This window comes from Pseudomonas sp. REP124, from assembly GCF_020164475.1.
Taxonomy (GTDB): Bacteria; Pseudomonadota; Gammaproteobacteria; order Pseudomonadales; family Pseudomonadaceae; genus Aquipseudomonas.
In genome coordinates, this window is record NZ_JAIQWX010000052.1 from 25,911 (window position 1) to 38,313 (window position 12,403).

Genomic DNA, 12,403 nt, shown 5'->3' on the forward strand with positions numbered 1-12,403 from the left:
CCGCAATAAGAAACCATCCCTGACCCACACCCCTATAGCCGATGCAGCCTTGCATCGGTTTCAAGCCCTGTTCGTCACCAGTCCCGGCAAGGCATGCGCCAGAGCATTGATGGCAAATCCGATGAACATCACGCCGCACAAGCGGGTGATCATCAATTCATGACGTTGGTACAAAGTGCGCACCCGGCGGGCTCCCACCACCCCGATGAGGATAGCGTAGGCGAAAAGGCCGCCGACGAAGCTCAGGAAGATCAGCCAGGGCAACATCGACCAGGTCAGCAATTCGGCGCGGCTGGACAGCAAGGCGGTGAAGGTCGCCACCGCTACCGGGTAGGCCTTGGGATTGGTCAGGCCGAACAGGATGCCGTGCCAGAACGGCTGGCGTGCCGCGCCCTGGGGCTCTTCGGTGCTGTTGCGACGCGCCCGCACCGCTCGCCAGCCAAGCCAGAACAGATAAAGCCCGCTGAGTACTCCCAGCACATCGAACGCGGTGCTACCGATTTCCCGCGCCCCGACAATCGCTACCAGCGCGGTGCTGCACCACACCACATCACCCAGCAGATGCCCGCACAGAAACCCCGCCCCCGCCCGCCGTCCATGGGCCGCGCCGATCCCGAACACTGCCAGCACACCCGGCCCTGGGGTGATGCCATAGATGAAGCCCGATGCGAGTACGGCCATCAAGAGCGAGGGGGTCATGGGAAGTCCTTTTGAACTGTCTGGTGAATGGTGGCCAGTCTATATCAGGTAATTGTGCGTTGATTGACTGATTGTCGAACAATTCTGTGAATGACGAGGGTATGAAAGCCTAAAGATCGCAGCCCTCGGTAGCTCCAGCAGAGAGCCTGATTTGGGTGTTGAGCCAGTTCAGTGCTTGATCCCCTGCTCGGCGTTTGTGCCAGGCCAGCACAAAGGTAAACGAGGGAATATGGAACGGTGGCGGCACGACGATCAAGGAGGGTTCGGCGAAATCCCGCAGCGCTCGGGAGGCAACGGTGAGGATCAGGTCGGTGCCGCCGATCAGCGCCGGGGCGACGTTCCAGTGCGGGAGGCTGATGGCGACGCGGCGGCGCTCGCGCAGAGCGGTCAGGGCGCGTTCGATTTCCGGGGTGCCGCTGCCGCGCATTTCCAGCAGGACGTGGGGACAGCGCAAATAGGTGGGCATGTCGAGGGTGCCACTGCCGGGCAGGTGGCTGGGATCCACCAGGCAGGCGTAGTGCTCCTCGAACAACGGCGTGCTGCGCAACTCGTGAGGCATTTCGGGAAACACGCCAGCGGCGACATCGATGTCCCCGTTGAGCACACCTTCGAGCATGCCTTCGCGGCTGGCGTGGCTGATTTGCAGATCGATGCCCGGCGCTTCGCGGCGCAAAGTGCGCGCCAGTTCGGGCAGTACGATCGCGGCGCCGTAGTCGGACATCGCCAGGCGAAACCTGCGCTTGGCAGTGGCCGGATCAAAGGCGTTCGGCGCCAGTAGCGATTGCACCTGGGCCAGGGTCTCGGCCAGTGGCGCAGTTAGTTCCAGAGCCCTAGCGGTCGGCACCAGCCCCGCCCCGGCGCGCACCAGCAGCGGATCACCGAGCAGATCGCGCAACCGCGCCAGGGCATGGCTGACGGCGGGCTGGCTCAGGTGCAGGCGCTCTGCCGCACGGGTCACGTGTTGCTCGCTGAGCAAGGCGTCGAGGATCACCAACAAGTTGAGGTCGATGCGGCGCAAATCATTCATCTGATGCATGTTCTGAATAGCAAAACGGAATTTAAATCTGCGCGACGAATACCTTAGAGTCCAGCAAAACCTTTTGGAGAACGAACATGAGTACCTTGCATTGGGCCGGCCTGTTGCTGCTGGCCGCCTTCGCCGGGGCGGTGGTGCCGTTTCAGAGTGCGATCAATTTCAATCTGGGCCGCGGCCTGGGCCATCCGTTGTGGGCCACCCTCGCCTCGCTGGTGGTCAGCATCGCGGTGCTGTTACCGATCATGCTGGCGATGCGTCTGCCGCTGCCGTCACTGGCGTTCATCAGCCATGCACCGCTGTGGATGTGGGCGGGTGGTGCCTTTGGAGTGTGTTTCATTTCGCTGGCGCTGGTGCTGCTGCCCAAACTCGGCGCTTCAGGGTTCATGGCGCTGGCGTTGGCCGGGCAAGTGGTGGCGTCGATGCTGCTCGACCACTTTGGCTGGTTCGGCTTGCTGGAGCGGCAGGTGACGTTGCCCAAGGTGTTTGGGGCGGTGTTGCTGATTGCAGGGGTGGTGTTGATTCAATTTGGCGACGGACTGGGGAAAATCGTGACTGCGACCTCTTGAAAAGCAAAAGATCGCAGCCTTCGGCAGCGCCTACAGGGATGCGTGGTCTCTGTGGGAACTGCCGGGGGCTGCGATTGTTTTACGCTTTGTCGAGGGTGCGCAACTTCTGCGGCAGGCCCCACATCAGTAGTGCCACGGCGATCAGGGCGCAGACGCCGATGACGTACAGCGCCGGGGTGGTGCTGCCGGTCATGTCCTTGATCCGGCCGACCATCACCGGGCTGACGATGCCGCCGAACTGGCCCAGGGTGTTGATCACCGCGATCCCGCCCGCAGCGCCTGCACCGGCGCCGGCCAGCAGTTTTGGCGGAAGGGTCCAGAAGCTGGGGATTGAGGCGATGATCCCGGCACCGAGCAAGCCCAGTGCAACGATCAGGAACGTGGTGTGACTGGCGAAAATCCCCGCGCTGAAGAAGCCCAACGCGCCAAGCGCCACCAGGCCTGCGACAAACTTGCGGCGCTCGCCGGTCGCATCGGACAAGCGTCCGATCACTACCATGCTGATGGCGCCACAGATGTACGGGATGGCAGTCAGCAGACCAATCATCACCGGGCTTTCGGTACCGGCGCTGCGGATCAGTTGCGGTGCCCAGAAGTTAAGACCGTAGGACGCCACCTGAATCAGGAAGTAGATCAGGCCCAACGTCAGGAAGCCCGGGATCTTCAGCGCCGCGAGTAGCGAGCCGTGGGATTTGTTCGGTTCATGCTGGGCTATGCGGCTCGACAGCAGGGTCTTCTCCGAAGGGGTCAGCCAATGGGCGTCTTCGATGCGGTCCTTGAGCAGGGTCAGCACCAGCAAACCGAGGCCGATGCAGGGTACGCCGCCAAGCAGGAACAGCCAGTGCCAGCCACGCATGTCCATCACGCCATCGAGGTGCTCCAGCACCAATCCGGAGAACGGTGCACCGACCAGGCCTGCGAAGGCCGACGCCAGGAACAGCATCGAGGTGATACGGCCGCGATAGTGCTGCGGGAACCACAATGTCAGGTAGTACAGAACGCCCGGCGCAAAACCGGCTTCCATCGCGCCGATCACGAAGCGCAGCACGTAGAACTGCCATTCGCTGTTGACGAACACCATCAACGCGGTGGCCAGGCCCCAGGACATCATGATCCGGGCGATCCAGCGGCGCGCGCCGACCTTGTACAGCATCATGTTGCTGGGCACTTCGAAGATCACGTAGCCGACCACGAACAGCCCGGCGCCAAGGCCATAGGCGGTGTCGCTCAGGCTCAGGTCGGCCTGCAGCTGGAACTTGGCGAAGCTGATGTTGATGCGGTCGAAGAAGGCGAACAGGTAGCAGACCATGATCAGCGGCATCAACCGCCAGGCGACCTTGCTGACCAGGGCTTTTTCTTCGTCGTGGCTGACGGCCGGGTTCGCCCCGGCCTCCATTGCATTGAGGCTCATAGCGTTTCTCCAGGTGGACTTCCCGTGGGGTGTCCGGATTGTTTTTGTTGTCTGGTAAATGTTCGTTTTTGGGCGTTCCCTGTAGGAGCGAGCATGCTCGCGATGAACCTGAGATCGCCGCTGGGTGTCAGGCCGCCAGCGTTATCGTTCACGACCATCGCGAGCGTGCTCGCTCCTACAGGTACAGGGGTTCAGGAAGGCACGGGATGCAGATCGCAATTACGCCCCGCCTTGGCCAGCTGGCCGGGCACTTCGTGGCCGAGCAGCGCTGGCAGTCCTCGGGACAACTTCAACAGCAGCGGCAGATCGATGCCGGTGTGAATGCCCACTTCATCGCACAGGTTGACCAGATCTTCGGTGCAGATATTGCCCGAAGCCCCGGGCGCGAACGGGCAACCGCCGAGCCCACCCAGGGCGGCGTCGAACCGTCGGGCGCCAGCCTCATAAGCGGCCAGCACGTTGCACAGGCCAAGGCCGCGGGTGTTATGGAAATGCAGGGTCAGGTCCGCTGGCGATACCCGTTGCAACACTCGCCGCACCAGACGATCCACCTGCCGCGGGTTGGCCATACCGGTGGTGTCGGCCAGGGTGATGCCAGCGATGCCAAGTTCCTGATAGGCCTCGACGATCTGCAACACCCGGTCCTCATCGATCCGGCCTTCGAACGGACAGCCGAACGTGGTGGCGATGCTGGCGTTTAGTCGCACCGGTTCACCCTGCACGAACTGGACGATTTCACCGAAGGCGGCCAGCGAATCCTCACACCGCATGCGCATGTTGGCCATGTTGTGGGTCTGGCTGGCGGACATCACCAGATTCAGCTCGTCGGCGCTGCAGGCCAATGCCCGCTGCGCACCCTTGAGATTGGGGATCAGCGCAACGTAGATCACCCCCGGTTGGCGGGTGATGCCCTTGAACACCAGCTCGCCGTCGCGCAGCGCCGGAATGGCCTTGGGCGAAACGAACGAGCCGCCTTCGATGCGGCTGAATCCGGCCAGGGACAGTTGATCGATCAGGGCGATCTTGTCGACGGTTTCGACCCAGGTCGGCTCGATCTGCAAGCCGTCGCGGGGGGAGACTTCCTGAACGATCAGGCTATCGGAGTAATCAGTGATCATTGCACCACTCCTTCGACTCTCAGGCGTTCGATGTCGGCCACCGTCAGGCCCAGTTGCGTGAGGACCGAGTCAGTGTGCTGACCCAGACCGGGGCCGGACCAGTTCACGCCGCCCGGGGTTTCCGAGAGCTTGGGCACGATGCCCGGCATCTTCACCGTGGCGCCGCCCGGCAGCTCGGCATTGAGCAGCATGTCACGGGCCTGATAGTGCGGATCGGCGACGATGTCGGCCACCGAATAGATGCGGCCGGCCGGCACTTCAGCCGCTTCCAGCGCCGCCAGTACGTCGTCGATCGGCAAGCTGCTGGTCCAGTGGGTGATTGCCGCGTCGAGCAGATTGCTCTGGGCCGCACGCCCGTCGTTGTGGGCGAATTCCGGCGCTTCGGCCAGATCCGCGCGGCCGATGGTGTGCATCAAACGACGATAAATCGGATCGCTGTTGCCGGCGATGACCACGTAGGCGCCGTCCGCCGTGAGGTAGGTGTTGGACGGTGCGATGCCCGGCAAGGCGCCGCCGGTGCGCTCGCGGACATGGCCGAGCATGTCGTATTCCGGCACCAGGCTTTCCATGACGTTGAACACGCTTTCGGCCAGGGACACATCGACGATCTGCCCGACGCCCTGCCCGGTCTTGACCCGCAGCAGCGACATCAGCGCGCCGATCACCGCGTGCAGCGAGGCCAGCGAATCGCCGAGGCTGACGCCCACCCGCGCCGGTGGTGTACCGGGGGTGCCGGTGGTGTAGCGGATGCCGCCCATGGCCTCGCCGATGGCACCGAAGCCGGGACGATCACGGTAGGGGCCGGTCTGGCCATAGCCCGAGATACGCACCAGGGTCAGGTTGGGGTTCAGGGCGTGCAGCACGTCCCAGCCCAGGCCGAGTTTTTCCAGCGCACCGGGGCGCAGGTTTTCGATCAGCACGTCGGCGCTGGTTGCCAGTTGCTTGACCAGTTCGATGCCTTCGGCGGATTTGAGGTTCAGTGCCAGGGACTTCTTGTTGCGCGATTGCAGGTACCACCACAGCGAGGTGCCTTCGTGCAGCTTGCGCCATTTGCGCAGGGGATCACCCTGGCCCATGGCTTCGATCTTGATCACCTCGGCGCCGAACTCGGCGAGCATGCGCGCGGCGAACGGCGCGGCGATCAGCGTGCCGATTTCGATCACTTTGATCGCACTCAAGGGGGCAGTCATCGCGGGGTACCTCTTGTTCTTGGAATATGTGCCAAGGCTAGAGGACAGGTGCCCGGGGAATCCAACCTTCAGTTGGCAACGAGCGTTCGCGAAATGCGAACGCCTGGGGAAATGTCTGTAGTCTTCAGTCCGCTATCGCGGGCAAGCCCGCTCCCACAGGGATTTTCGCCACACCGCAGATCCTTTGTGGGAGCGGGCTTGCCCGCGATGAGGCCAGCAAAATCAACCGTGATCTTTCAGGCCTCTCCACGCAAATGCTCAAACAACATCCGACTCACCGGCGACAACAACGCCTCATCCCGCACCACCAGAATCAACGCCCGATCCGACCAGTCATCGGTCAACGGCACCGCATGCAGCCCCAGCGCCCGACCGAACAACTCATAAGCCCGCTGCGGCAACACGCCAATGCCCATGTTGGCCTGGATCATCCGGCACATCGCGTCGAACCCGGGAACATGAATGCGCACCCGCAACATTCTGCCCGCCTGACGCGCCGCCGAATGCGTGCGCATGTTGATGGAGCTGGCCGCATGCAAGCCGACGAAATCACTGTCCAGAGTATCGGCGAACGCCAGGCTCGAGCGGCTGGCCAAGGGGTGGTCGGGCAGCATCAGCACCATCAGTTTGTCCTGACGATAAAGCACGCTGTGCAGGCCCTTGGTGTCGCTGTCGATGGAGCAGATGCCGAGGTCGGCCACGCCATCGAGCACCCCTTGAATCACCCCGGAACTGGGCCGTTCCTCAAGGTCGGTCTTGACCTGCGGATGCCGCTCGGAAAAGTCCCGCAGGTCCTCCGGCAGGAACTGAATAATCGCCGAAAGGTTGGCCAGCATCCGCACATAACCGCGCACACCATGACTGTGCTCGCCCAGCTCCAGGCCCATTTTCTCGACGTTGAACAGCATCTGCCGGGCATGGTGCAGCAGCGTTTCGCCGGCGGGCGTCAGGGTCATGCCCTTGGCCTGACGCACGAACAGGCTGATGCCCAGCGCCTCCTCCAGCTCCATCAAGCGCTTGCTCGCCGCCGACACCGCAATCGCCTCGCGCGCGGCGGCACGGGTCAGGGTGCCCTCCTCGTGGACGGCGACAAACAGTTGCAGGGTGATCAGGTCGAGGCGGCGGATCAGGCTTTTCTGCAGCATGGGGGGCTCGGTGGTGGCGACTCAGGCAAGGTTGCAGCATAGCGTTCTTCGTTTGCGCAGTGGCAGGTCGCACGCGGCTCGCCGTGATAAAGTCGCCGCCCATCAGACCTTTTGCCTTGAGACTGTGACCGCAATGACCGATTTCCTGGATGTCGACGCCCACCTTGAAGACTGGAACACCTTGCGCGACAGCGCTGCGTTCGCCGGCTTGCTGGTGGGCAACGGCGCCAGCCGCGCGGTGTGGGACGATTTTGGTTATGAGTCGCTGTTCGAGAACGCTCGTACCGTCGAGGAAAAGCCCCTGAGCCCGTCCGAGCTGAGCGTGTTCGATGCGCTGCAGACCCGCAGTTTCGAGCAGGTGCTGAGCGAGCTGAAGGCCACCAGTCGGGTCAACAAGGCCCTGGCAGTCAGCTCCGCCGCGCCGCGCAACCGTTACTACGCGATCAAGGAAGCGCTGATTAACAGCGTGCATGCGGTGCATATTCCGTGGCGCCTGATCGAAGCCTCGACGCTGGCGACGATCAACCGGGAACTGGCCAGCTATCGCACGGTATTCACCACCAACTACGACCTGCTCAACCACTGGGCGATCCAGCATCAGGCGGATGTGATCAGCGATCTTTTCGAGGGTGCGGAACCGTCCTTCGACCTCAGCGGCACGGCCACTGACAAGACCCGTTTGCTGTACCTGCACGGCGGCCTGCATCTGGTGCGCAATCAGGACGGCACGGCGCGCCGGATGATGTCCACCGAGGGCACGCTGCTGGGCAATTTCGCCATCAACAACACCATCAAGACCCTCGATGACGTGCCGCTGTTCGTCAACGAAGGGTCGAGTGCGGACAAGCTCAAGACCATCCGCAGCTCGGATTACCTGTCGTTCTGCTACGAGCAACTGCTGGGGCATGGCGATGGCTTGTGCATTTTCGGTCATGCCCTGGGCGAGCAGGACAGCCACATCGTGCATGCCCTGCGCCAGGGGAAACCGAAGGTGCTGGCGATTTCGATCTACCCGCGCAGTCAGGCGTTTATCCAGCATCAGAAGCGGCATTACGCGAAGCTGTTCGACGGCACCGGGGTTGAGTTGCGGTTTTTTGATTCCAAGACCCATGCGCTCGGTAGCCCGAAGCTGGCGGTGCCGGTCGAGGTTTAGTGGCGCCTTGAGGACGCCTTCGCGAGCAAGCCCGCTCCCACATTTTCACCGCGTTCGTCTGACCGACGCGGTCAACTGTGGGAGCGGGCTTGCTCGCGAAGCTTTTGAAGACGGCTCATTCCTCCGCGCTATGCACCACCACCAGCAACTGCGCCTGAACCTCCCCCACCGAACGAATGCGATGCGGCTTCTGTGAATTGAAATGCAGCGCATCGCCCCGGCTGAGCAGCACCCGCTCGCTGACGAAGTCCACTTCCACCTGCCCTTCGTGGACAAACAGAAACTCCTCTCCCAGGTGTTCCTTGAAGGTTTTGTCGCTGAATTCCGTCGGCGGATAGATGATGAACGGCAGCAGGCTGCGCTCGCTGACCTGATGGGCCAGCACCGCGTAACCCGGGTTGCTGTCGCTGGCACCCAGAGGCTGACGCTCGTGACTGCGCACCAGGCTGTAGCTGTCCAGGCTGACGTTGTCCTCGGAAAACAGCTCCTCGACCTTCACGTTCAGGGCCTTGGCCAATTTCAGCGCCGCCGCGATCGACGGCGTGTTCAAGCCGCGTTCGACCTTCGACAGATAGCTCTTGGTCATGCCCGATTGTTCGGCCAAGGCCTCGAGAGTCACGCCAAGTTTTTTTCTCAATAATTTCAAACGGATAGACATTTGGAGCGATTAATCCATCAAGGAGGTGACGAATTGTCCTTGCTCATGACACAATGTGTCATATAGCATCTTTCGTGTCATCTGCATGACCCAACCAAAGAGGACACCGATATGGCCAAGACATTAGCACTGCCCAAAGATCAACTGGTCAAGCAAGCGCTCAGCCAGATGCAAAACACTCTGGCGGATAATACGTGGACCGACCGGCAAAAGCTGGCCCTGACCTGCCGCATTCTGTTCGAGAACGGCCATGATTCCGGCCTTGCCGGGCAGATCACCTCACGCGGCCCGCAGCCAGGTACCTATTACACTCAACAGTTGGGTCTGGGTTTCGACGAAATCACCGCGAGCAACCTGCTGCTGGTCAACGAAGACCTGGAAGTGCTCGAAGGCCACGGCATGCCGAACCCGGCCAACCGTTTTCATAGCTGGGTCTACCGCGCCCGCCCGGATGTGAACTGCATCATTCACACCCACCCGACCCACGTCGCGGCGCTATCGATGCTGGAAGTACCGCTGCAGATTTCCCACATGGACCTCTGCCCGCTTTACGAAGACTGCGCGTTTCTCGAAGGCTGGCCGGGAGTGCCGGTGGGTAACGAGGAAGGTGATCTGATTGCCGGCGCCCTGGGCGACAAACGCGCGGTGCTGCTTTCCCACCACGGCCAGTTGTCCACTGGCAGCACCATCGAGGAGGCCTGTGTGATCGCCCAACTGATCGAGCGCGCCGCCAAGCTGCAGTTGCTGGCCATGAGTGCCGGGACCATCAAGCCGATCATTCCCGAACTCGGCCGCGAAGCCCATGACTGGATCGCCCGGCCCAAGCGTCACGCCGCCGCGTTCAACTACTACGCCCGGCAGAATCTGCGTCGTCACGCCGATTGCCTGAACTGATCCCAGCCCCTTTTCAACGGAGAATCCCTTATGTCCAGCGCAAACATTCACGGCATCATCGGCTACACCATCACCCCGTTCACCGCCAATGGCGAAGGCGTCGACCTTGACGCACTCGGGCGTTCCATCGACCGTCTGATCGAGGGCGGCGTGCATTCCATCGCACCGCTGGGCAGCACCGGCGAAGGCGCTTACTTGAGCGATGTGGAATGGGATCAGGTCGCCGAGTTCAGCATCAAGCACGTGGCGAAGCGCGTGCCGACCATCGTCAGCGTCTCTGACCTGACCACCGCCAAGGCCGTGCGTCGCGCCCGCTTCGCCGAAGCCCACGGCGCCGACGTGGTGATGGTATTGCCAACCTCGTACTGGAAACTCAGCGAGGCGGAAATCCTCGCCCACTACCGCGCGATCGGCGACAGCATCGGCGTGCCTATCATGCTCTACAACAACCCGGCCACCAGTGGCACCGACATGTCCGTGGACCTGATTCTGCGCATCGTCAAGGCGGTGGAAAACGTGACCATGGTCAAGGAGAGCACCGGGGACATCCAGCGCATGCATCAACTGCAACGCTTGGGCGAAGGCCAGGTGCCGTTCTACAACGGCTGCAATCCGCTGGCGCTGGAAGCCTTCGCCGCCGGAGCGAAAGGCTGGTGCACGGCGGCGCCGAACCTGATCCCGCAGCTCAATCTGGATTTGTATGACGCGGTGCTGGCCAACGATCTGGGCAAAGCGCGGGAGCTGTTCTATCGCCAGCTGCCGCTGCTGGATTTCATCCTCAAGGGCGGCTTGCCGGCGACGATCAAGGCGGGTCTGCGTCAGACCGGGCTGGAAGCGGGTAATCCGCGGTTGCCGGTGTTCCCGTTGGGTGAGGCGGGTTGCGAGCAGTTGCAGGGTTTGCTGGCGGCGCTGCGCTGAAAATCCGGATCCGCCGCCAGCCACAAGGTTGGCGGCGGGTCAGGTGCAGTCGATCAGAGCGACAGCAGAGTCTTGTCCTTGATCACTTTGGTCGGGCCGTTGGCCTTCACGGCGGCGATGCCTTTTTCCATGGCGGACGCCGAGGAGTAGGACTCGCTGCTACCGATGATCTCGTGGTTGCCGGCCTTGAGGTTGAAGTAAGGATGGCCATCCCTGGTGGTCTTCTTCTCGTAGCGTTCGTCCAGGGGGCTGTTGGCCTGGACCGATGCGATGCCTTTGTCGGCCGCGGCATGGGTGGTGTACAGCTCGCTGCTCAGAATGGTCTCAGCGTTGGCCGCCTTGAGCACGAAACGGAATTGGCCGTTGCTGCTTTTGCTGACTTCGTACCAGCCGGACATGCTTTATCTCCTGGGCGATTGAGGGGTGTGCGCTTCAGAGTAAAGACCAGCCTATTGTTTCTGTCGCCAGTTCCGGCCCCTTCGCGAGCAAGCCCGCTCCCACAATGGATTGATGTACACAAATCCACTGTGGGAGCGGGCTTGCCCGCGAAGAGGCCATCAGCGTCGACACAAAACCCTCTACTTCACCACCGCCCGCACCACCGACAACTCTTTCGCTGCCACCCGCCGCTGACTCAGATACCGCGTACAACTCACCCGCAGGAACGAAGCAAAATTCACCACCTCCCCGCGATAGTCCATCACCTCTTCATACAGCTTGGCGATCAACTGGTTGGTGGTCATGCCATCGACTTCGGCGATCTCGCTGAGGATGTCCCAGAACTGATTCTCCAGGCGCAGGGTGGTCACAACACCGCAGATGCGCAGCGAGCGGGAGCGCGATTCGTAGAGAATCGGGTCGGCTTTGACGTAGAGCTCGCACATGGGCGGGTCCTCGTTACAGGGTGATTTTGGTGCCCAGCAAACCGAGGAAACCGGCGAGCCAGCTCGGGTGGGCAGGCCAGGCCGGCGCGGTGGCCAGATTGCCCTGAACATGACCGTCCGTCACCGGGATGTCGATGAACGTACCGCCGGCCAGGCGAACTTCCGGCGCACAGGCGGGATACGCGCTGCACTCGCGGCCTTCCAGTACGCCGGCCGCGGCGAGCAATTGCGCGCCGTGGCAGACGGCGGCGATCGGTTTGCCGGCCTTGTCGAAGGCGCGCACCAGTTCCAGGACCTTGTCGTTCAGGCGCAGGTACTCCGGCGCACGGCCGCCGGGGATCAGCACGGCGTCGTAATCTGCTTCCCTGACCTTGGCGAAGTCGAAGTTCAGGGCAAACAGGTGGCCGGGTTTTTCGCTGTAGGTCTGGTCGCCCTCGAAGTCGTGGATGGCCGTGCGCACGGTCTGGCCGGCGGTCTTGTCCGGGCACACGGCGTGCACCGTATGGCCGACCATCAACAGCGCCTGGAACGGCACCATCACTTCATAGTCTTCGACGTAATCGCCGACCAGCATCAGAATTTTTTTCGCGGCCATGGGAGGACTCCTTTGGGATTTTGCACGGGGAGTATTCAAGGTAGTCCTTATCCGGTGGGGCGGGTAATAACCGCCTACTACGCACAACGCGAACGTAAACCTGTGGCGAGGGGGCTCGCCCCCGTTGGACTGCGCA

General features: G+C 62.1%; 14 protein-coding genes. 4 read left to right on the forward strand and 10 right to left on the reverse strand.

Going from position 1 to position 12,403, the window contains the following annotated elements; genetic code table 11:
* Nucleotides 1–60: 60 nt before the first annotated feature.
* Together K9857_RS14740 and K9857_RS14745 are read right to left on the reverse strand one after the other, a co-directional pair.
* Complete coding sequence (locus K9857_RS14740) at nucleotides 61–699, reverse strand: LysE family translocator (RefSeq protein ID WP_224536947.1); 639 nt, start codon at nucleotides 697–699, stop codon at nucleotides 61–63.
* Between the two features lie 109 nt (nucleotides 700–808).
* Nucleotides 809–1,735 (reverse strand): LysR family transcriptional regulator, encoded by a 927-nt coding sequence (locus K9857_RS14745; protein WP_224536948.1) that lies wholly within the window; start codon nucleotides 1,733–1,735, stop codon nucleotides 809–811.
* Nucleotides 1,736–1,812: 77 nt separating this feature from the next.
* On the opposite strand from K9857_RS14745, the gene K9857_RS14750 reads away from it, so the two are divergent.
* Nucleotides 1,813–2,301, forward strand: coding sequence for a DMT family transporter (locus K9857_RS14750; RefSeq protein WP_224536950.1), 489 nt, complete (start codon nucleotides 1,813–1,815; stop codon nucleotides 2,299–2,301).
* 79 nt (nucleotides 2,302–2,380) lie between these two features.
* Here K9857_RS14750 and K9857_RS14755 read toward each other — a convergent pair whose 3' ends face one another.
* The 4 genes from K9857_RS14755 to K9857_RS14770 form a co-directional block, all read right to left on the reverse strand.
* Nucleotides 2,381–3,712 (reverse strand): MFS transporter, encoded by a 1,332-nt coding sequence (locus K9857_RS14755; RefSeq protein WP_224536952.1) that lies wholly within the window; start codon nucleotides 3,710–3,712, stop codon nucleotides 2,381–2,383.
* Between the two features lie 191 nt (nucleotides 3,713–3,903).
* Nucleotides 3,904–4,830 carry a hydroxymethylglutaryl-CoA lyase gene (locus K9857_RS14760; protein ID WP_224536953.1) on the reverse strand — a complete coding sequence of 309 codons (927 nt, stop codon included), beginning with the start codon at nucleotides 4,828–4,830 and terminating at the stop codon, nucleotides 3,904–3,906.
* Nucleotides 4,827–6,020 (reverse strand): CaiB/BaiF CoA transferase family protein, encoded by a 1,194-nt coding sequence (locus K9857_RS14765; protein ID WP_224536954.1) that lies wholly within the window; start codon nucleotides 6,018–6,020, stop codon nucleotides 4,827–4,829. The genes K9857_RS14760 and K9857_RS14765 overlap by 4 nt, the downstream gene beginning before the upstream one ends.
* A gap of 236 nt (nucleotides 6,021–6,256) precedes the next feature.
* Nucleotides 6,257–7,165, reverse strand: a complete 909-nt coding sequence (locus K9857_RS14770) for a LysR family transcriptional regulator (protein ID WP_224536956.1) — start codon at nucleotides 7,163–7,165, stop codon at nucleotides 6,257–6,259.
* 133 nt (nucleotides 7,166–7,298) lie between these two features.
* Here K9857_RS14770 and K9857_RS14775 point away from each other — a divergent pair, with 133 nt between their 5' ends.
* Entirely contained in the window at nucleotides 7,299–8,318 is a 1,020-nt protein-coding gene (locus tag K9857_RS14775) for a DUF4917 family protein (protein WP_224536958.1), read from the forward strand.
* 115 nt (nucleotides 8,319–8,433) lie between these two features.
* On the opposite strand, the gene K9857_RS14780 is transcribed toward K9857_RS14775, so the two are convergent.
* Nucleotides 8,434–8,976, reverse strand: a complete 543-nt coding sequence (locus K9857_RS14780) for a helix-turn-helix domain-containing protein (RefSeq protein WP_224536959.1) — start codon at nucleotides 8,974–8,976, stop codon at nucleotides 8,434–8,436.
* A gap of 111 nt (nucleotides 8,977–9,087) precedes the next feature.
* Here K9857_RS14780 and K9857_RS14785 point away from each other — a divergent pair, with 111 nt between their 5' ends.
* Complete coding sequence (locus K9857_RS14785) at nucleotides 9,088–9,870, forward strand: aldolase (protein WP_224536961.1); 783 nt, start codon at nucleotides 9,088–9,090, stop codon at nucleotides 9,868–9,870.
* Between the two features lie 30 nt (nucleotides 9,871–9,900).
* The gene (locus K9857_RS14790; RefSeq protein WP_224536962.1) at nucleotides 9,901–10,788 is read left to right on the forward strand and encodes a dihydrodipicolinate synthase family protein; all 888 of its coding nucleotides are present in this window, start codon (nucleotides 9,901–9,903) and stop codon (nucleotides 10,786–10,788) included.
* 53 nt (nucleotides 10,789–10,841) lie between these two features.
* Here K9857_RS14790 and K9857_RS14795 read toward each other — a convergent pair whose 3' ends face one another.
* The 3 genes from K9857_RS14795 to K9857_RS14805 form a co-directional block, all read right to left on the reverse strand.
* Nucleotides 10,842–11,186, reverse strand: a complete 345-nt coding sequence (locus K9857_RS14795; protein WP_224536964.1) for a YegP family protein — start codon at nucleotides 11,184–11,186, stop codon at nucleotides 10,842–10,844.
* A 180-nt stretch (nucleotides 11,187–11,366) separates the two neighbouring features.
* Nucleotides 11,367–11,672, reverse strand: coding sequence for a ribbon-helix-helix domain-containing protein (locus K9857_RS14800; RefSeq protein ID WP_224536965.1), 306 nt, complete (start codon nucleotides 11,670–11,672; stop codon nucleotides 11,367–11,369).
* Between the two features lie 13 nt (nucleotides 11,673–11,685).
* Nucleotides 11,686–12,267, reverse strand: a complete 582-nt coding sequence (locus K9857_RS14805) for a DJ-1/PfpI family protein (RefSeq protein ID WP_224536967.1) — start codon at nucleotides 12,265–12,267, stop codon at nucleotides 11,686–11,688.
* Nucleotides 12,268–12,403 lie beyond the last annotated feature (136 nt).